We start from the raw sequence: 20,697 nt of genomic DNA on the forward strand, positions 1-20,697 counted from the left end.
TTAGAGAGAAATAGATGATTTTTATTCTTTTTTTAAGTAAAATGAAAGAGAGGAGGAGATTGGTATGCACCAAGTGTACATAGATATTATTTTAAGTGCGATTATTGAACAATATTCTTCAGAGGAAACGTTCTATTTGGATTATTTAAACATTGATGAAACCCAATGGGTAAATTGGAAAAATGGGGCTGGGAATCTTAGTAATGAAGATATGCAGAAGGTGAAAAACTTATTCACTGATTATGAGTGGATGTTGACTCAAAAAATCATGCGTCAAACTGTACTTTTTCCTGAAAAAAGGAACATTGCTGTTTCTGAATATAAACGATTGAAGACTATTATTGCCGGAAAATGGCTGAAAAGTGATGTTGGTAGAGCAGAGTTGCTGCCCTCTGGTGGTACGAATGAAGATGAAGGCTTTATCAATTTGAAGGTTTCCGTTTCTTATGGTGAATGGGGTTTTGATGATATTCTGACCTTCCGTCTTCCGTCTAGATTACAACCGCAATTGGAAGGATCGAAGGTCGAGTTACTCGATTGGGTCGATGAAAACCTGATGGATACGTATGTTGGAGAGTAATCAGAACAGAAGTTTAAAAAATAACAAACGTTATAATAACTGCTCTTGTAATAGAAAGCATTTTATTGTATAGTTTGCTAGAATGTTCATCAGGTTAAGAGATGTATAGTAAATATAAAGTAGGGATTTTATGACAATAAAAAGGCGTAGAAAAAAAAGGCTTCCTGTTTTTCTTTTAGGATTGCTGATACTCACCGGAGTTTTTGTATTTTCTTTCCGGACGTATTTCAGTAATAGTACAAAAGAAAATGTCGAGACGCAGGATAAGAAAAAAGTGTCTAAGGAAGAATTTATTGAACGGATTGTACCTCACGCCCAAGAACTGCAAGCTTCATATGGTGTTTTACCAAGCATTATTGTTGGTCAGGGAATCTTGGAATCCAATTGGGGACAGAGTACCTTGGCTTCTGAATATAACAATTTATTTGGCATAAAGGCTTATGGTGATCAAAAAAAAGTGAAATTGCAAACAGAGGAGTACATAAACGAAGTGTGGGTAACAATAGAAGGAGATTTCAGAGTCTACGATACTTGGGAAGAATCTATGGATGATCACACAAAACTGTTTGTAAATGGTGTCGATTGGAATCCTCGTTTATATGAAAATGTTCTTTTAGCAAATGACTACAAAGTAGCAGCTGAGGCATTACAAACAGCTGGCTATGCAACAGACCCAGATTATGCGGATAAGGTAATCCACGTGATTGAAACGTATGAGCTCTATAAATACGATTATTGATAAAAGGAAAGGGCGTGTCTGCATGGATAAATTATGGATACCGGAAATCACAACTCCACTGAAACAAGATATCATTCAAGTCCCAGAGGTAATCAGTCAGGCGAGCGGAATTAAAATATTTGGAAAAAAGATTCGTTCAATCATTTTTACGACTGATATAGCAATCATTCGGAATACGAATGCTGACGCAGTAATAGCTGTCTATCCATTTACTCCTCATCCTGCTATTACCAAAAGTATTATCGAAGCAGCCGATATTCCAGTCTTTTCTGGTGTTGGCGGAGGGCTTACGCAAGGAACTCGCTCGGTATATATGAGCCTATTTGCTGAATCACAAGGCTCGATTGGTGTTGTGTTGAATGGTCCAACGCCCATAGAGACGATCAAAAGCGTATGTGAAGTAGTTGATATCCCTGTTATTAGTACTATCACATCAAGATACACTCCGTTAGATGACAAATTGGAAGCGGGGGTTACTGTAATCAACATCAGTGCAGGGAAAGATACAGCGGATACAGTCAAGCATTTTAGAGAGAAGTACCCTGACTTACCAATTATTGCTACCGGAGGCCCGACAGAAGCCTCCATTCAAGAAACCATTGATGCCGGAGCGAATGCAGTAACATATACGCCTCCGACAAACGGTGAGCTATTCAGTAAGAAAATGGCGAAGTATCGTGAAGATGAGAAAAACGAGACAAATTAAACAAGAGCGTGGATGTGACAGAAGTTTTTGTCCTGTTACTACTATAAATGAACAATTTTGAGAGCCTAGGCACTAAGGCTTTCTAAAATAGAGTCTGGGATCAACTGTATCCTGGATTTTTTTGTTTATCTGCATCTACTGTTTGGTAAAAACTAGTTGTTCAAACAATTGCAGGGGGATAATAAATGGTTTTGATCTATTGATTAAATTATAGGAGGAAGAACGCAACAGTTAAGTAAGCGATTTCTTGCAAAGAGCGCTCATTTTTATGAGAAAATTCTAAGGTGTGTTTTCGTAGCTGCTTCTTGCTTTTTTCTTATTTTAGAGGATAATAGAGAATATCAATTTTTTAGCTTATATATGGTCGTGATAAGGATGACCGTTTCTACCCGGCACCGTAAAGGCTGGACTATAAGTGGAAAAGCGTGTTCGATTTGAACCCCCTTTTTTGCTTTGCGAAAAAGGGGGTTTTTCATATTTTGGGAGGAGATAATCGGAATGAAAGAACTAGTAGAACGAATCAAAAAAGACGGACAGGTCCTTGGTGATGGTGTCTTGAAAGTCGACAGTTTTGTAACGCATCAGGTGGATGCAGAGCTGATGGAAAAAATAGGGGAACGATTTGCCGAAGTATTTGCTGATCAGGGGATCACGAAAGTTGTGACAATCGAGGCTTCCGGTATTGCTCCGGCGCTATATGCGGCCCAGGCATTGAAAGTGCCAATGATTTTTGCTCGTAAAGCAAAAAGCTTAACAATGGCAGAAGAGCTGCTGACTACTTCGGTATATTCTTTTACGAAACAAGTGACCAGTCAAATTTCTATTTCTAAAAAATTCTTATCTGAGGGAGACACTGTGTTGATCATTGATGATTTTCTTGCAAATGGTCAGGCAGCTAAAGGATTAGTCGAGTTATGCCAACAGGCAGGGGCTACAGTTTCCGGAATTGGTATTCTTATTGAAAAATCTTTTCAGGATGGTCGAGCGTTGCTGGAAGAGATGGATTTGAGAGTTGTTTCTTTAGCGAGGATTGCTTCACTAGAAAATAAGACAGTCGAATTTCTTGAGGAGGACGCGTAACAATGGAAAGCAGTAAACAAAGGACTACTGAGCAAAATCATCCTGAAACATCAACGGCTCAAAGTGCTGTTTTGGGGCTGCAGCATCTACTGGCAATGTATGCCGGAGCTGTGGCAGTACCTTTGCTGATAGGAACGGGACTAAATTTCAATACAGAACAAATGACCTATCTGATTTCTATTGATATTTTTATGTGTGGTGTGGCTACATTGCTTCAGTTGACCGTCAATAAATTCTTTGGTATTGGTTTGCCGGTCGTTTTAGGTTGTGCGATTCAAGCTGTGGCACCATTGATTATGATTGGTAATGATAAAGGTGTAGGCGCGATTTATGGCTCCATCATCGCAGCGGGTATTTTTATCGTATTGATATCTGGTGTATTTTCCAAAATTAAGGTCCTGTTTCCCCCGTTGATTACAGGAACGATCATCACTGTGATCGGTCTAACGCTTATTCCCGTAGCCGTGGAAAAAATGGGTGGTGGCTTAGCTAGTACACCGACTTTTGGTTCAGTGGATAATCTATTGTTAGCTTTCACAACTATAGTGCTGATTGTGGTCATTCAGGTTTGGGGGAAAGGCTTCATTCGTTCGATTTCTGTATTAGTTGGTTTAGCAGGTGGGACAGCACTGGCTGCTGTTTTAGGAATGGTAGATCTTCAACCAATTGGCGAAGCAACATGGTTCCATTTCCCTCAACCATTTTATTTTGGGACGCCAACATTTGATATTTCATCTATTTTGCTGATCATCATTATTTCTATTGTCAGCATGGTGGAATCAACGGGTGTTTATTTTGCCTTAGGAGATATCACAGGAAAACATGTTGGTGAGCAAGAGCTGAAAAAAGGGTATCGTGCAGAAGGTCTAGCTGTTATTCTTGGCGGTATTTTCAACACATTCCCATATACTGGTTTTTCTCAAAATGTTGGATTGGTTCAGTTATCAGGGATAAAAACACGCAAACCAATTTATTTCTCGGCATTTTTCTTAATTATTTTGGGTTTGCTTCCCAAAGTCGGTGCTGCTGCTCAGATCATTCCTGAGCCAGTTTTAGGTGGTGGGATGCTGGTCATGTTCGGTATGGTGGCTGTTCAAGGAATGAAGATGTTAGCCAAAGTCAATTTTGACAATGATAAAAACTTATTGATTATTGCCATTTCTATCGGTTTTGGTTTAGGCTTCAACATGATGCCTGAGCTGTTTGCTAAATTACCCGAAACAATCACGATGTTTACTGGAAATGGAATCGTCATGAGTAGCATTACCGCAATTGTATTGAATTTTCTTTTTAATGGGGTAAAGACAGAGAACCAAGAGTCGGCTTAAGTAGCAACTTGTAGTTGAAATTATCTAGAAGAGAGATTGTGATAGAAGCAGTCAGCTTCAAGCACCAAAAGTAGGTACTTTTCATCATCTGTTCTGCTCAAAAGAGCAATCATAGTGATTCTAAGCAATAAGGCGAAAATTCCGAAAATGACAAGAAACACGGAATGTTTTATTCTGATGTTGATTGATTCCTACTTGGTGTCCCATAATTTTTTATGAATTTTCGACTTATTATCGAAAAGCCTTGAAACACAGGGTTTACCACTGATGCATTCTCGCTTGTGTCTCGTCGCAGTTTAGGGCCTACGAGTGTTGAGCGAATATCGACGCAGCTCGCTGCAAGTAGCTGCTTCTGGAATACTGTTTATTCGATTTTAAAGGGCTGAGGCACATTAATGTGACAGCCCTTTTTATTGTTACAAAAAAAGATCAAGAATGAGTGGACAAAAGTGTTGTTTCTAGTAAACAAATGTTTTCGATAGAATACGAACGATATTCATATTTTTTTATTTAATATTCGATATTTCTTTGACACCTCTTCTTGAGGTTGCTAAAATAGAGAAAGAAAATGAGGATAGGAAGGAATGGATTATGTCTACAATAGTATCTGTCATCATGGGGAGTACATCGGATTGGGAAACAATGAAGCATGCCTGTGATATTCTGGAAGAATTTCAGATTCCGTATGAAAAGAAAGTTGTATCGGCTCATCGCACCCCGGATTATATGTTTACCTTTGCAGAAACAGCCCGAGAACGTGGGATCAAAGTAATAATTGCCGGAGCAGGAGGTGCTGCTCATCTGCCTGGGATGGTGGCAGCGAAAACAACGCTGCCGGTTATTGGTGTTCCCGTACAATCCAAAGCATTGAATGGTTTGGATTCACTGTTGTCCATTGTTCAGATGCCAGGCGGTGTACCCGTTGCCACAACAGCAATTGGAAAAGCAGGTGCAACTAACGCCGGACTACTTGCAGTTCAGATGCTTTCCATGTATGATTTAGAGATAACGGAAAAATTAAAAGAGCGACGTGAATCTCTTGAACAAATCGTGATGGAAAGTAGTGATGACCTTGAATAAGCCTGTATTACCGGGCCAGATGATTGGAATTGTCGGTGGCGGACAATTGGGGAAAATGATGGCATTGAGTGCTAAAGAAATGGGCTTTCGAATTGCTGTATTGGACCCTAGTGTTGACTGTCCTGCTGCACAAGTAGCAGACTGGCATTTATTGGCTGAATATAATGATTTAGAGGCTTTGGAAGAACTGGCGAACAGATCTGAGGTTGTGACGTATGAGTTTGAAAATGTTGATGTTGATAGCTTGGTACACATCCAGCCCTTAGTGGATATTCCACAGGGAACCGATTTATTGGCGATCACTCAAGATCGATTGCTGGAAAAAAGCTTTTTAGAATCTAATAATATCGTGATCGCACCCTATGCAACAATCGTCAGTCCAACAGATATTCAAGATGCTATTGATGGTATCGGCTATCCATGTGTATTGAAAACAACACGTGGCGGATATGATGGGAAAGGGCAGTACGTTCTGTATAGCCCATCTGATTTAGCTCCATCAATGAATCTATTAAAAGAAGGAACTTGTGTTTTAGAAGCGTGGATTCCCTTTGAAAAAGAGATTTCAGTTTTGGTTTCAGGGAACGGTCAGGGTGATATTGAGACATTCCCTGTAGGGGAAAACATCCATAGAAATAATATTCTTCATGAAACGATTGTACCAGCAAGAGTTGACGATGAAGTGATCGAAGAGGCACAACGAATTGCTCGTTTGATTGCCAAAGAAGTCAATCTAGCTGGGACTCTTGCTGTAGAAATGTTTTTAACGAACAATGGCGGCATCTACGTAAATGAACTAGCTCCAAGACCTCACAATTCAGGTCATTACACGATCGAGGCTTGTACTTTCAGCCAGTTTGATACACATATTCGTGGTATTTGCGGTTGGTCGATTCCAACAATTGAGCTGCTTTCAGATGCGGTAATGGTCAATATCATGGGAGACGAAATTTTTGAAACGATGGATTTCGTTACGGAGAAAATGAACTGGCACTTCCACTATTATGGGAAAACAGAAGCAAAGCCAGCAAGAAAAATGGGGCATATCACCATTTTAACGGATGATATATTCGATACATTAGAAGAAATTTATCAAACCAGTATTTGGGATTAGGAAGGGATAAAACAATGATCGATCGCTATTCAAGACCGGAAATGAGAACTATTTGGACAGATGAAAATCGCTATCAGGCATGGCTGGAAGTAGAGATTTTAGCAGATGAGGCATGGGCTGAATTAGGAGATATTCCTAAAGAAGATGTGGAGAAAATCAGAGCAAATGCGTCATTTGATGTTGCAAGAATTCTTGAAATTGAAGAAACGACTCGCCACGATGTTGTGGCATTTACGCGAGCTGTTTCTGAGACTTTGGGAGAAGAGCGCAAGTGGGTCCACTATGGGCTGACAAGTACAGATGTCGTAGATACAGCGTATGGTTACTTATTAAAACAAGCAAATGATATTTTGCGAAAAGATCTACAAACTTTTACGGATATCATTGGTGAAAAGGCGAAAGAACATAAACATACTGTCATGATGGGAAGAACCCATGGTGTCCATGCAGAGCCGACAACTTTTGGTTTGAAGCTGGCGTTATGGTATTCAGAAATGAAAAGAAATATCGAACGCTTTGAACATGCGGCAAAAGGCGTAGAGGCTGGTAAAATCAGCGGAGCTGTTGGGACATTTGCCAATATTCCACCGTTTGTGGAAGAATACGTTTGCGGCAAGCTGGGGATTCGACCGCAAGAGATTTCTACGCAAGTATTGCCTCGTGATTTACATGCGGAATACTTCTCTGCAATGGCATTGATTGCCACAAGCATTGAAAAATTTGCTACGGAAATTCGTGGTCTTCAGAAATCTGAAACACGAGAAGTGGAAGAGTTCTTTGCAAAAGGTCAGAAAGGCTCGTCTGCGATGCCCCATAAGCGTAATCCTATTGGTTCTGAAAATATGAGCGGATTAGCCCGTGTAGTCAGAGGTCATATGATTACGGCCTATGAAAATGTTTCTTTGTGGCATGAACGAGATATTTCTCACTCTTCTGCAGAACGAATCATTATTCCAGATACAACGATGCTATTAAACTATATGTTGAATCGTTTTGGCAATATTGTGAAAAATCTAACGGTATTTCCTGAGAATATGAAGCGCAATATGAATGCAACGTTTGGTCTGATTTACAGCCAACGTGTATTGCTTAAGCTGATCGATCATGGGATGACGCGAGAAGAAGCCTACGATTTGGTCCAACCCAAAACAGCCTATGCTTGGGATCATCAGACAGACTTCAAGCCATTACTGGAGCAAGACGAAAAAATCACTTCTGTCCTTTCACAAGAAGAATTGGACGATGCATTTGATTATAACTACCATTTGAAGAACGTTGACACGATTTTTGAACGTGTAGGACTATAGAGAAAAAACTACCTGGATAAGTGTATGTTCAGGTAGTTTTTCCATATTATCTAAATATAAAAAAAGTGAACGAGGCAATTACAATCCTCTCGTTCACTTTTTTTATTTTTAAATTAAAATTTCTTGGTAAGCAACCTGTGTTTTTGGCGTTGCTTGAATAGCTTGAAGCAGTCTCTCGATAATTTCATAGCTGCATTCGTGCGTTCCTATATATACTTCAATACGATAAGCGTTTTTGAAGAAGTGCTGCTCGTGTATTTGATGAATCGTTAATGTAACATGTTGGCTATTTTCGTAGTTGAAGGAACGTTTCCTCCGTTCAGAATATTTTTTAACACCACGCTTAATATTCTTAAATGTGTAATAGGTCATATTCTGATTCATATCATGTACAGCTTTCAAAGCTAACAGATCATTGTGTAAGCGTGTTTTATCACTTTGAGAAAGAGATTCTAAGAAATCTTGAGCGATAGTTCCGTAATCGTCTTGCATGTGACTAATCCTCCCTACAATCAAAAAACATCAATTATTTTTTTTCCTGTAATTATTTCTTTTAGGATACCACTGAACATATAAAATGTAAATGCTTACTGTTAAAAGTGAAAAATCTTAAAAAAAAGTACAAATTTTTATAAACCAAAAACACGAACGATTCCTTTTTGTTTTGTCTATAAAGTTCAGTTTTCGTTGACTGGGCATTTTAAGCTTGTTAAAATGTAAATAAGAGAAAGAACGAACTATTTATGCTTTTACTTGTTAGATTATTTGGAAAGGAAGTAAATCATTGGTAGAAAAGAGAGAATTACTTTACGAAGGAAAAGCAAAAAAACTTTTTGTAACAGATGAAATGGGGCACCTATGGGTAGAGTATCTGGATCAAGCGACAGCATTGAATGGTGCAAGAAAGGATGAAGTTCTTGGAAAAGCAGAGCTGAACAATCAGATTACCTCTATCATTTTCGAAGAGCTGGCGTCGAAAGGGATTGCAAGTCACTTTATCCGAAAGCTTTCAAATAACGAACAATTAGTTGCTCAGGTAAAGATTATTCCTCTAGAGGTTGTTGTTCGCAATTTTGCAGCAGGAAGTTTTTCAAAAAGATTAGCAGTAGAGGAAGGAAAAAAATTGAAATCACCTGTTTTAGAATTCTATTACAAGGATGATGCACTGGATGATCCATTTATCAATGATGACCATGTGAAGCTATTGGGGATTGCTGAGGAGGAAGAAATTGCTGCAATCAAAACAGCTGCATATGCAGTCAATGCAGCCCTGATTGAATTATTTGACGAAATAGGGATTCGATTGATCGACTTCAAAATAGAATTTGGCAGAGCTGCGGATGGAAGCATTTTATTAGCAGATGAGATTTCCCCAGATACGTGCCGTCTTTGGGATAAAGAAACAAACGATCATTTAGATAAGGATGTTTACCGTAGAGGTATAGGTGACATTGTTCCGGTTTATCAAGAAGTATTTTCAAGATTAAAAAATAAATAAAATAGAAAAAGGAGCGTATCAAATGTATTTTGTAAAGGTATATGTAACGTATAAGGATTCAGTGTTAGACCCTCAAGGAGAAGCTGTGAAGGGGGCCATTCATCGTTTGGGCTTTGAAGCAATTGAAGAGGTCCGTATTGGTAAATACTTTGAAATCAAAGTAGCCAAATCCGACCAACCGATCGAAGCAAGTATTGAAAAAATTTGTGACAGCTTACTAGCGAATGTCAACATGGAAACTTATCGATATGAAATCATGGAGGAAGCTTAGCATGAAATTTGCAGTGATTGTTTTTCCCGGATCAAACTGTGACATGGATATGCTGTGGGCGGTGAAAAATATTCTGGGGGCTGAGGCAGAGTACGTTCGTCATGATGCGGAAAGCTTGGACGGTTTTGATGGTGTTCTTTTGCCAGGCGGGTTTTCGTATGGTGATTATCTACGTTGTGGGGCAATCGCCCGTTTTTCTAAAATTATTGAAGAAGTGATTCGCTTTGCGGATGAAGGCAAACCGGTATTTGGTACGTGTAATGGCTTTCAGATCCTGACGGAGGCTGGCTTATTACCAGGTGCACTGATCAGAAATAAGTCGTTGCATTTTGTCTGTAAAACAGCAGAGTTGAAAGTAACGAACGCTGAAACCAAGTTTACTTCTGCTTACGAGCAGGATGAGATTATCCGCATTCCTGTGGCGCATGGCGAGGGAAATTACTACTGTGATGAAGAGACTTTGCAAAGATTAAAGGACAACAATCAGATTGTCTTCACGTATAACAGTGAGAATCCAAACGGTAGTGTGGCGGATATTGCAGGAATCATTAATGAAAAAGGAAATGTACTTGGCATGATGCCCCATCCAGAACGAGCAGTAGAAAGTCTGCTAGGTTCAGAAGATGGCTTGCGTTTCTTTCAATCGATTATCAATAATTTTGGAAAGGTGAATCATTTAGCATGATGAAAATAAATGAACCCACAGCTCAGGAAATAAAGGATAAAAAGATTTATGCAGAATGGGGCTTGACAGATGAAGAATACCGCATGATCGCGGAGGATATTCTTGGAAGAATGCCGAATTACACAGAAACCGGACTGTTTTCAGTGATGTGGAGTGAGCATTGCTCTTACAAAAATTCAAAGCCGGTTCTAAGAAAGTTTCCAACTTCAGGTCCTCAGGTGTTACAAGGTCCGGGAGAAGGTGCTGGGATTGTAGATATTGGTGATGGACAGGCTGTTGTATTTAAGGCAGAAAGTCATAATCATCCATCGGCAGTTGAACCATATGAGGGAGCTGCGACCGGCGTTGGTGGAATCATTCGTGATATTTTCAGTATGGGGGCTCGTCCAATTGCGATTTTAGACTCGTTGCGCTTTGGTGAGCTTGACAATCAAAGAACCAAATATCTGTTGGAAGAAGTTGTTGCGGGAATCAGCGGTTATGGAAACTGTATCGGGATTCCGACAGTGGGTGGCGAAGTTGCATTCGATCCTTGTTATGAAGGCAATCCGTTAGTGAATGCAATGTGTGTCGGTTTGATCGATCATAAGGATATCCAAAAAGGACAGGCAAAAGGCGTTGGTAATTCAATCATGTATGTGGGTGCTAAAACCGGACGTGATGGGATCCACGGGGCAACATTTGCATCAGAAGAGTTCGTTGAAGGAGAAGAACAGCAACGCTCTGCGGTTCAAGTAGGTGATCCATTTATGGAGAAGCTTCTTTTGGAGGCTTGTCTTGAATTGATTTTGGAGCATGCAGATATTTTAGTCGGTATTCAGGATATGGGTGCAGCGGGTCTGGTTTCTTCTAGTTCGGAAATGGCTTCAAAAGCAGGCTCAGGACTGAAGCTATATCTGGACGATGTGCCACAACGTGAAACAGGTATGACACCATACGAGATGATGCTTTCTGAATCACAAGAACGTATGCTGATTTGTATAGAACAAGGGCATGAGGACGAAGTGGTTGCCCTCTTTAAGAAGTATGATTTAGATGCAGTAACTATCGGAGAGGTAACAGATGATGGCTTGTATCGTTTATATCATAAGGATGTAGAAGTGGCGAACCTTCCTGTAGATGCATTAGCAGAAGATGCACCAGTATACCAAAAAGAGAAAAAAGAGCCGGCACGAATCAAAGAATTTAGCGAAATGGCAGATTTTGAGCCAACAATTGAAGATGGTAGTAAAACTTTATTGCAACTGTTACAGCAACCGACGATCGCATCGAAAAAAATGATCTACCAAACCTATGATTCTCAAGTAAGAACCAATACCGTTGTATTGCCGGGAAGCGATGCTGCTGTGCTGCGTGTGAGGGGAACCAACAAAGCATTAGCGATGACGACTGACTGTAATGCACGTTATCTGTATTTGAATCCTGAGATAGGGGGGCAAATAGCTGTGGCGGAAGCAGCGAGAAACATTGTCTGCTCAGGAGGTCAGCCTTTGGCAATCACCGATTGCTTGAATTATGGTTCACCGGATAAACCGGAAGGCTTCTGGGAGTTGTGGACCTCAGCTGATGGTATTGCTAAAGCGTGTGAAACTTTAGATACACCGGTTATTTCTGGAAATGTTTCGCTATATAATGAAACAAACGGAAAAGCTATTTATCCAACACCGATGATCGGAATGGTTGGCTTGATCCATGATTTGGCTCATGTTACGACGCAGGAATTCAAAAAATCAGGCGATCTTGTTTACGTTATTGGGCAGACACAAGCTGATTTTAATGGTAGTGAATTGCAAAAAATGATACTAGGAAAAATTGAAGGACGTTTGATGGCCTTTGATCTGACAGAAGAGAAAGAGAACCAAGATGCCGTATTACAAGCAATTCAGCAAGGCCTAGTTGCCAGTGCTCATGATTGTTCAGAAGGTGGATTAGCTGTTGCGTTGGCTGAGGCATGCTTTAAAAATGGGCTTGGGGTAGAAGCTGTGATTGATGTACCCGCTACTTGGCTCTTCTCAGAAACGCAATCTCGCTTCGTTGTATCTGTTTCTCCAGAAAACCAAGCTGCATTTGAAGCTTTAATGGAAGATCGAGCAGCATTTGTTGGAACAGTTACTACTAAAGCTGAGATCAAGATCGACAATATGGATGGCGAAATTCAAGTGGATACTCGTAAAGCAAAAGAATTGTGGGAGGAAGCTATTCCATGTCTTATGAAGTAAGAAGTTTGAACGAAGAATGCGGTGTATTCGGTGTTTGGGGACATCCCGATGCTTCCCGAGTGACCTATTTTGGGCTGCATAGTTTGCAACATAGAGGACAAGAAGGTGCCGGTATCGTAGCCAATGATCAAGGAAGCCTTAATGGGCATAGAGATTTGGGATTGTTATCTGAGGTTTTCAAAGAAGATAGCGTTTTGGCAGCCTTGAAAGGACAGGCTGCCATCGGTCATGTTCGTTATGCGACAGCTGGGAACGGGAGTGTTGATAATATTCAACCTTTTCTGTTCAAATTTTACGATGGTGCTTTTGCTCTGGCTCACAATGGGAACTTGACGAATGCCAAAAGTCTTAGAGTAGAGCTTGAAAAGGATGGTGCGATTTTCCATTCGAATTCAGATACGGAAATTCTAATGCATTTGATTCGCAGAAGTAAACAGCCGACCTTTATCGATCAGCTGAAAGAGAGCCTTCGTCAGGTAAAAGGCGGTTTTGCCTATTTACTGCTGACGGAAACGGCAATGATTGCTGCGTTAGACCCGAATGCTTTTCGTCCACTGGCATTAGGTCAGATGAAAAACGGTGCGTATGTGATTGCTAGCGAAACCTGTGCTTTAGAAGTGAGCGGGGCAACATTTATCAGAGATGTTGAACCGGGTGAAGTGATTATCATTGATGATGAAGGGTATCGTGTAGAAAAATATACAGAAGACACGCAGTATGCAATTTGTTCGATGGAATTCATTTATTTTGCTCGCCCAGATTCAAATATTGCCGGAGTGAATGTTCATACAGCGCGGAAAAAGATGGGCAAGCTTTTAGCGGAAGAATCACCAATCGAAGCAGATATGGTCGTAGGGGTACCGAACTCATCCTTATCAGCAGCCAGCGGCTATGCCGAAGCAAGCGGAATTCCCTATGAAATGGGGTTAGTGAAAAATCAGTACATTGCTCGAACCTTTATTCAGCCAACACAAGAGCTTAGAGAGCAAGGCGTACGTATGAAGCTTTCTGCTGTTCGAGGTGTTGTTGAAGGGAAGCGCGTAATTATGGTCGATGATTCGATTGTGCGCGGTACGACCAGTAAGCGAATTGTTCAGCTATTGAAAGAAGCGGGAGCAAAAGAAGTTCATGTGCGAATTGCTTCTCCACCGCTTAAATATCCTTGTTTTTATGGAATTGATATCCAGACGAGAAAAGAATTGGTAGCAGCCAATCATTCAATTGAAGAGATTCGAGAGATGATTACAGCAGATTCATTGAGTTTTTTAAGTGAACAAGGATTGATCGACGCTATTGGTTTGAACTATGATGCACCTTATTCAGGTCTATGTATGGCTTATTTCAACGGGGACTATCCGACACCATTATATGACTATGAATCAACATACCTTGCTTCAATATAGAGGCAACAGAAAAATCCAACAAAAGATATGGGAGGATTAGCATGGCGAATGCATATGCAAAGGCCGGCGTTGATGTAGAAGCCGGTTACGAAGTGGTTGAAAGAATCAAAAAACATGTGAAAAAAACAGAACGGGCCGGAGTAATGGGTGCTCTTGGCGGATTTGGCGGCTGTTTCGATCTTAGTAAGGTGGATGTAAAGGAACCGGTATTGATCTCGGGAACAGATGGTGTAGGAACAAAGCTGATGTTGGCAATTCAAGCAGATAAGCACGATACGATTGGCATAGATTGTGTGGCAATGTGTGTGAATGATATTGTTGCTCAAGGTGCAGAGCCCTTGTATTTCCTTGATTATATTGCGACAGGGAAAAATATTCCTGAACGCTTGGAACAGGTCGTTGCCGGCGTTGCAGAAGGCTGTGTTCAAGCAGGAGCAGCATTGATTGGCGGCGAAACAGCAGAAATGCCAGGGATGTATGCAGAAGATGATTATGATTTAGCCGGCTTTACTGTAGGTGTTGCAGAAAAGAGTAAGCTGATTACCGGAGAAAAAGTGAGTGAGGGAGACATTTTACTTGGCTTGACCTCTAGCGGGGTTCATTCGAATGGTTATTCGCTTGTCCGTAAAGTATTTTTTGATATGAATGATTTTCAATTGAGTGATAAACTTCCAGAGTTCGATGGGAAAACATTGGCAGATGTTTTGCTTGAACCGACGAAAATCTATGTGAAGAGCCTTCTGCCATTAGTGGATCGTCAATGGGTCAATGGCATTGCGCATGTAACAGGTGGCGGCTTTGTTGAAAATATCCCAAGAATGCTTCCAGCTGATTTAGCGGCAGTTATCCAATTGGGGAACTGGCCCACTTTACCTGTATTCTCAGCTTTAGAAAAATACGGACAAATTCCGCCGATGGAAATGTATGAGATATTCAATATGGGAATTGGCATGGTCTTAGCCGTCTCGCCGAAAAAGCTGGCGCAAGTACAAGAGCTGCTTGAAGAGCTCGGTGAAAAAAGCTATATGCTTGGGGAAATCACAAAGAGAGAAGAAGAAGCGATTCGATTTGCAGAGGCAGAAAAATGAGGATTGCCGTGTTTGCTTCTGGAAACGGAAGTAATTTTCAAGTGATTGCTGATGCTATCAATAAGCAGGAAATCGAGGGAGAGATTGTTCTTCTTTTCAGTGATAATCGTCAAGCTAAAGTACTTTCTCGTGCTGAAAAATTGGGGATTCCGACACAATCCTTTTCACCAAAAGATTTTTCTGATAAAAGCACTTATGAAGCGGAAATTCTTCATATGTTGGAAGAAAAAGAAGTAGAGCTGATCGTTCTCGCTGGTTATATGCGATTGATTGGTCCAGCTTTGTTAGAGGCGTATCCTGAGCGAATCATCAATATTCACCCTTCTTTACTGCCGGCATTTCCTGGACTGCATGGCATAAGAGATGCTTATGAGGCAGGGGTTGCAGAAACAGGCGTGACAGTTCATTATATTGATAAGGGGATTGATACAGGACCGATTATCGCACAGGAAAAAGTGCTGATCGCTCCCGAGGATACCTTGGAATCGCTGGAAGAGAAAATACATCAAACAGAGCACAGATTGTATCCAGCTGTGTTGAAAAGAATAATAAAAGAAAAGGAGCAATAGACGCAATGACAAAAAAACGGGCATTAATCAGTGTTTCGGATAAAACAGGTGTAGCGGACTTTGCGAAAAGACTGGCAGCACTTGGCGTGGAAATCATTTCGACAGGTGGAACGAAAACAATGTTGGAGCAAGCGGGTATTCCAACTATCGGGATTGAAGAAGTGACAAATTTTCCTGAAATGATGGATGGTAGAGTAAAAACCTTGCATCCGAAAATACATGGTGGGCTATTGGGGAGACGGGATATTCCTGAACATATGGCCGCGATGAACGACCATGATATTCAGCCAATCGATATTGTCTGTGTCAATTTGTATCCATTTAAAGAAACAATTCAGAAGCCTGGCACGACAGTAGATGAAGCCATTGAAAACATTGATATCGGTGGACCGAGTATGTTGAGAAGTGCTGCTAAGAATCATCAATTTGTAACAGTTGTCGTTGATCCGATTGATTATGGTATTGTTCTAGGGGAACTGTCAGAGGGTGGTGACACGACAGCTACGACTCGTCAAAAGCTGGCAGCGAAAGTTTTTCGTCATACTGCGGCTTATGATGCATTGATTGCTGGCTATTTGACTGAACTGACAGGAGAAAACGAGCCTGAATCACTGACATTGACCTATGAACTGAAGCAATCATTACGCTATGGTGAGAACAGTCACCAGCAAGCTGCGTTTTATCAAGAGGCTTTGCCTGTACCATTTTCTATTGCCAGTGCAAAACAGCTGCATGGAAAAGAACTGTCATACAACAACATAAAAGATGGGGATGCAGCGATCCGAATTGCACGTGAGTTTGATCAGCCGGCTGTCGTTGCTGTGAAGCATATGAATCCGTGTGGTATTGGGATTGGAGAAGACTTGTTCTCAGCGTATACAGCTGCGTATGAAGCTGATCCTGTGTCCATTTTTGGTGGAATCATTGTCTTGAATAGAGAAGTGGATGAAGCCGTTGCGGAAAAAATGCATCAGTTATTTTTGGAAATCATCATTGCACCAAGCTTTTCAGATAAAGCGTTTGAAATTTTGTCTGCGAAAAAGAATCTGCGTTTGATGACCCTAGACTTCACTCAAAAGGATGAGGCGAAAGACAACGAAAAGGTTTCTGTTTTAGGTGGGCTTTTGGTTCAAAATCAAGATATTGTGAAAGAAGAACGCGTGGACTGGAAAGTGGTAACGAAGCGTCAGCCGACAGAGGAAGAATGGGAAGCTTTGGCATTTTCTTGGAAAGCAGTTAAACACGTGAAGAGTAATGCCATTGTTATTGCGAATGCACACCAGACCATTGGGATCGGGGCCGGTCAAATGAATCGTGTAGGTTCTGTTCAGATCGCTGTTGCTCAAGCCGGTGAAAAAATTACTGATGCAGTCTTGGCAAGTGATGCTTATTTCCCAATGGGTGATAGTGTAGAGTACGCAGGTGAGCATGGAATCAAGGCGATCATCCAACCGGGAGGCAGTATCAGAGATCAAGAATCAATTGATATGGCCGATAAATATGGGATTGCGATGGTATTCACGGATATCAGACACTTTAGACATTGATCAAGGAGGACGACATGGGACTGAAAATTTTAGTAATCGGCAGTGGAGGCAGAGAGCATGTGATCGCTCAAAAGCTTAAACAAAGTCCAAGAGTTGAGAAGGTTTACTGTGCAAAAGGAAATCCGGGTATGAAGCAAGATGGTATTCACCTTGTTGATATTGAGGAAAATGATCATGAAGGCTTGATTCTTTATGCTAAAGAGCACGGCATCGATTGGACCTTTGTTGGTCCGGAGGTTCCCTTGTTAAATGGAATCGTTGATGACTTTGAAGCAGCAGGGCTCAAAATATTTGGTCCAAGAAAAGCAGCTGCAATGATCGAAGGGTCAAAGGATTTTGCTAAGAATCTGATGAACCGTTATGCGATCCCAACTGCCGGGCATCAAACCTTTTTCGATTTTAAAGAAGCAAAAAAATATGTTGAAAGCAAAGGAGCGCCAATTGTTATCAAGGCGGATGGTCTGGCAGCTGGCAAAGGAGTTATTGTTGCTGAAACTGTTGAGCAGGCAATCGACGCATTGGAGGATATGCTGGAAGGCAATCGCTTTGGAGAAAGTGGCGCAAAGGTAGTCGTTGAAGATTTTCTTGAAGGAGAAGAATTTTCTCTCCTTGCTTTTGTTCGAGGAACAGAAGTCTATCCGATGACTATTGCCCAAGACCACAAACGAGCGTATGACGATGATCTTGGTCCGAATACAGGTGGTATGGGCGCATATAGTCCTGTTCCGCAAATTCCAGAGGAAATGATCGATGAAGCTGTAGCTACTGTTCTAATTCCGGCAGCTGCAGGGATGGTTGAGGATGGTTGTTCATTTACCGGTATCCTGTATGCAGGATTGATAGCAACCAATGAAGGACCAAAAGTGATTGAGTTCAATGCGCGTTTCGGTGATCCGGAAACGCAGGTTGTTTTACAGCGCTTGAAGAGCGATTTAGCACAAATCATTACGGATTTACTTAATGGAGAACAACCCCAGCTTGAATGGAAAACAGAGGGCTTCAGTCTTGGCGTAGTCGTTGCGGCAGACGGTTATCCTGAAGAGTACAAAAAAGGGGTAGCCCTTCCTAATTTCTCTGATTGCGAGAATCAGCAGGTATATTATGCTGGAGTAGCAGAGCTAGAAGGGAAATTGGTCTCCTCTGGTGGTCGAATTTATTTGATTGAGGCAGAAGGAACAACGTTGGCAGAAGCACAGAAAAAAGTGTATGATCTGCTTGATTCAAGGGATACGAAGGGGACCTTCTATCGTAAAGACATTGGTAGTAAGGCAATGAAGTAAGAGTAATTTTAATAGTATAGGCAATAACAAAAAAGAGACAACGAATCTGTCTCTTTTTTGTTATTGCCATTCCGGCATATTTTTTTGAAAACGTAAAGGCATGTGGCTCAGTTGATTTTTTTTATTGATGCGCTCTTGGATTGTTACTGCTTGAAGGAATGTCTTCCATTGCGCTTGAATTTCTTCTTCTAATTGCTGTTCTTCAAATTGTGGACAATTAGTGTCTTCTACAAATGAAATCTCTCCTTGCTTGATTAGTGCTAATAGTCGATGGGTTTCATCATAGATCATAATTGATTCCAATGGGTAGCGTTCAGCAAAATGTGGACAAATATAAGGCAGTGAAAAATATTTCGGACTGATCTTACTGAATAAGATTTTTCCAACGTATTCAAAGCGAACAAATCCGGTCAAAAGGTGTGCTTCTCCTAATAAGGTTTTGATCCCCTTTTGAATGGCAAGAACAGAAGGATGGCCAATAAAATTGAACAGTGAATCCTTTGTGTTCAAGGCAAGTAAAATGGCTTCGAGTAGATGGACCTCCTTATTCTCGACTGTTGCATAGAAACCATCGAGAATGAACTGGAAATTATCAATTCGAAGTCGTTGTTGCAACCGGTGGTATATTTTGTGGGCTTTTTCTTCATCCTTATCAATCCATTCACATAAAAACAGTGTTTCAACAGAGGTAGCCGGAGTCAAAATGACTTCCGGAAACCTCTGTTTTTTGAAAGCATGGTAGACAATCGTCAAAAAGCCATTGAAGCTGCCGTCGTACTCCCACGTCTCTGTTGAATGTTCAATAAGCATGGTTAAGCTCCTTTGTTTTTGTACGCTCAAATCGTTCAACATCAAAAAGCGTCATTTGTTCGCCAAGTTTTTGAGTGTTTGCCCTTTTCAAGGCTTTGAATTGTCGAGCTGAAACGAGGGAAGCGATGATCCATTCAGGTTCTTTGATCAACCCATCCATGATACTACCGTTACAGCTGACAAAATATTTTGCTCGTTTGACCACAACACCTAGCTTTTTCAGATCGGTCAGATGAAGCTTATAATACTTTCTTGCTTTTACGATATTTTGAGCACTTTTGGGTCCGATGCCGGGAATTCGCAACAGGACTTCATAGCTAGCTGATTGAACATCTACTGGGAACCGCTCATAATTTTGAACTGCCCAATTTGCTTTAGGATCGAGATACAAATTAAAATTCGGTTTTTCCGGTGACAGGATCTCATCTGCCTTGAAACGATAGAATCGCATCAACCAATCGGCTTGATAGAGACGGTGTTCTCTGAGCAGGGGCGGGTCAGTTGTGACCGCCGGAAGCAAAGAGTCTTGATTCACTGGGATATAAGCAGAGTAATAGACGCGCTTGAGCTCGTACTTATTATATAAATTTTCGGCGATTTTCACGATAGCATGATCTGTTTCAGGGGAAGCACCTATAATCATTTGTGTGGATTGCCCCCCTGGAACAAAGGTTGGGCCACGCCGTACAGCCGGTAACATAGATAATTCTTTTTTCTTGGTTGTAATTTGCTTCATTGGTTTATAGAGCGAGAAGGGGTCTTTATCAGGTGCCAGTAATTTCAAGCTTTCTCTAGATGGCAGCTCAACATTGACACTCATTCTGTCTGCAAGATACCCTAGTTGTTCAATTAATGCTTCATCGGCTCCCGGTATAGCCTTCACATGGATATATCCCTTGAATCCTTTTTCGTAACGTAGGATTTTTAAGGTCTCAATAAGTAATTCACTGGTATAATCGACATTTTTAATAATGGCAGAGCTCAAAAAGAGACCTTCGATATAATTTCTCATATAGAAATCCATTGTTAAATCAGCCACTTCCTGAGGCGTAAAGGTTGCCCGAGGGATGTGGTTGGATTTCCGGTTAATACAATAATGGCAATCAAAAATACAAGCATTTGTAAATAACAACTTCAACAAGGAGACACAGCGGCCATCGCTGGTAAATGAATGACATATTCCTGCAGCAGCTGTACTGCCAACTGTTCCTGTTCGTGTATTATCAGCGACCCCACTACTTGCGCAGGATACATCATACTTGGCTGATTCAGCCAGTATTTCAATTTTTTTAGCAATATCCATTAATTATGCCTCCTTTATCGAACGTATGTTCTTATTTTAGCAAGAAGCATTCTATCTGTCAAAGGTTAATTTGGATCGAATTGTTTGTTC

20 protein-coding genes and 1 riboswitch are annotated in these 20,697 nt (G+C 41.0%); of the genes, 17 read left to right on the plus strand and 3 right to left on the minus strand.

Features of this window, described 5'->3' with window-relative positions:
* The first annotated feature begins 64 nt into the window (after positions 1-64).
* The 8 genes from A5888_RS00150 to purB all read left to right on the plus strand — a co-directional run bounded on the left by A5888_RS00150 (position 65) and on the right by purB (position 7,934).
* Positions 65-580, plus strand: a complete 516-nt coding sequence (locus A5888_RS00150) for a hypothetical protein (RefSeq protein WP_086347276.1) — start codon at positions 65-67, stop codon at positions 578-580.
* A 130-nt stretch (positions 581-710) separates the two neighbouring features.
* Entirely contained in the window at positions 711-1,319 is a 609-nt protein-coding gene (locus A5888_RS00155; RefSeq protein WP_086347277.1) for a glycoside hydrolase family 73 protein, read from the plus strand.
* A gap of 22 nt (positions 1,320-1,341) precedes the next feature.
* Entirely contained in the window at positions 1,342-2,025 is a 684-nt protein-coding gene (locus A5888_RS00160) for a hydrolase (protein ID WP_086347278.1), read from the plus strand.
* Between the two features lie 334 nt (positions 2,026-2,359).
* Positions 2,360-2,457: riboswitch (purine riboswitch) on the plus strand.
* A 66-nt stretch (positions 2,458-2,523) separates the two neighbouring features.
* On the plus strand, positions 2,524-3,105 hold the full coding sequence (locus A5888_RS00165) for a xanthine phosphoribosyltransferase (protein WP_086347279.1): 582 nt from the start codon (positions 2,524-2,526) through the stop codon (positions 3,103-3,105).
* Between the two features lie 2 nt (positions 3,106-3,107).
* Complete coding sequence (locus A5888_RS00170; protein WP_086347280.1) at positions 3,108-4,433, plus strand: nucleobase:cation symporter-2 family protein; 1,326 nt, start codon at positions 3,108-3,110, stop codon at positions 4,431-4,433.
* 591 nt (positions 4,434-5,024) lie between these two features.
* A complete protein-coding gene (purE, locus tag A5888_RS00175; protein WP_086347281.1) occupies positions 5,025-5,513 on the plus strand; it encodes a 5-(carboxyamino)imidazole ribonucleotide mutase in 489 nt (162 codons plus the stop codon).
* The gene (gene purK / locus A5888_RS00180; RefSeq protein ID WP_170924665.1) at positions 5,497-6,627 is read left to right on the plus strand and encodes a 5-(carboxyamino)imidazole ribonucleotide synthase; all 1,131 of its coding nucleotides are present in this window, start codon (positions 5,497-5,499) and stop codon (positions 6,625-6,627) included. The genes purE and purK overlap by 17 nt, the downstream gene beginning before the upstream one ends.
* A gap of 14 nt (positions 6,628-6,641) precedes the next feature.
* Positions 6,642-7,934 (plus strand): adenylosuccinate lyase, encoded by a 1,293-nt coding sequence (purB, locus tag A5888_RS00185; protein ID WP_086347283.1) that lies wholly within the window; start codon positions 6,642-6,644, stop codon positions 7,932-7,934.
* 108 nt (positions 7,935-8,042) lie between these two features.
* Here the strand turns inward: purB and A5888_RS00190 are convergent, their stop codons facing one another.
* Positions 8,043-8,426: a hypothetical protein gene (locus tag A5888_RS00190; RefSeq protein ID WP_339101848.1), complete on the minus strand. Its 384-nt coding sequence runs from the start codon at positions 8,424-8,426 to the stop codon at positions 8,043-8,045.
* Between the two features lie 355 nt (positions 8,427-8,781).
* On the opposite strand from A5888_RS00190, the gene purC reads away from it, so the two are divergent.
* Genes purC through purD form a run of 9 tightly spaced genes read left to right on the plus strand, consistent with a single transcriptional unit; the run spans position 8,782 to position 18,494 of the window.
* Entirely contained in the window at positions 8,782-9,432 is a 651-nt protein-coding gene (gene purC / locus A5888_RS00195) for a phosphoribosylaminoimidazolesuccinocarboxamide synthase (protein ID WP_422389739.1), read from the plus strand.
* 22 nt (positions 9,433-9,454) lie between these two features.
* On the plus strand, positions 9,455-9,703 hold the full coding sequence (gene purS, locus A5888_RS00200) for a phosphoribosylformylglycinamidine synthase subunit PurS (protein WP_339101850.1): 249 nt from the start codon (positions 9,455-9,457) through the stop codon (positions 9,701-9,703).
* 1 nt (position 9,704) lies between these two features.
* Entirely contained in the window at positions 9,705-10,388 is a 684-nt protein-coding gene (gene purQ / locus A5888_RS00205; protein ID WP_086347286.1) for a phosphoribosylformylglycinamidine synthase subunit PurQ, read from the plus strand.
* Positions 10,385-12,607, plus strand: a complete 2,223-nt coding sequence (purL, locus tag A5888_RS00210) for a phosphoribosylformylglycinamidine synthase subunit PurL (protein WP_086347287.1) — start codon at positions 10,385-10,387, stop codon at positions 12,605-12,607. Before purQ ends, purL begins: the two co-directional genes overlap by 4 nt.
* Positions 12,592-14,010, plus strand: a complete 1,419-nt coding sequence (gene purF, locus A5888_RS00215; RefSeq protein ID WP_086348304.1) for an amidophosphoribosyltransferase — start codon at positions 12,592-12,594, stop codon at positions 14,008-14,010. The genes purL and purF overlap by 16 nt, the downstream gene beginning before the upstream one ends.
* A 41-nt stretch (positions 14,011-14,051) precedes the next feature.
* Positions 14,052-15,098, plus strand: a complete 1,047-nt coding sequence (gene purM / locus A5888_RS00220; protein WP_086347288.1) for a phosphoribosylformylglycinamidine cyclo-ligase — start codon at positions 14,052-14,054, stop codon at positions 15,096-15,098.
* Positions 15,095-15,667, plus strand: coding sequence for a phosphoribosylglycinamide formyltransferase (gene purN / locus A5888_RS00225; RefSeq protein ID WP_086347289.1), 573 nt, complete (start codon positions 15,095-15,097; stop codon positions 15,665-15,667). The genes purM and purN overlap by 4 nt, the downstream gene beginning before the upstream one ends.
* 5 nt (positions 15,668-15,672) lie before the next feature.
* Positions 15,673-17,214 (plus strand): bifunctional phosphoribosylaminoimidazolecarboxamide formyltransferase/IMP cyclohydrolase, encoded by a 1,542-nt coding sequence (gene purH, locus A5888_RS00230; protein ID WP_086347290.1) that lies wholly within the window; start codon positions 15,673-15,675, stop codon positions 17,212-17,214.
* Positions 17,215-17,228: 14 nt separating this feature from the next.
* On the plus strand, positions 17,229-18,494 hold the full coding sequence (gene purD / locus A5888_RS00235; RefSeq protein ID WP_170924666.1) for a phosphoribosylamine--glycine ligase: 1,266 nt from the start codon (positions 17,229-17,231) through the stop codon (positions 18,492-18,494).
* 60 nt (positions 18,495-18,554) lie between these two features.
* On the opposite strand, the gene A5888_RS00240 is transcribed toward purD, so the two are convergent.
* Both A5888_RS00240 and A5888_RS00245 read right to left on the minus strand, forming a co-directional pair.
* Positions 18,555-19,304, minus strand: a complete 750-nt coding sequence (locus A5888_RS00240; RefSeq protein ID WP_339101851.1) for a TIGR03915 family putative DNA repair protein — start codon at positions 19,302-19,304, stop codon at positions 18,555-18,557.
* The gene (locus tag A5888_RS00245; protein ID WP_086347291.1) at positions 19,294-20,607 is read right to left on the minus strand and encodes a putative DNA modification/repair radical SAM protein; all 1,314 of its coding nucleotides are present in this window, start codon (positions 20,605-20,607) and stop codon (positions 19,294-19,296) included. The genes A5888_RS00240 and A5888_RS00245 overlap by 11 nt, the downstream gene beginning before the upstream one ends.
* Between the last annotated feature and the right edge of the window lie 90 nt (positions 20,608-20,697).

The organism is Enterococcus sp. 9E7_DIV0242 (assembly GCF_002140975.2).
Lineage (GTDB): Bacteria > Bacillota > Bacilli > Lactobacillales > Enterococcaceae > Enterococcus_L > Enterococcus_L clewellii.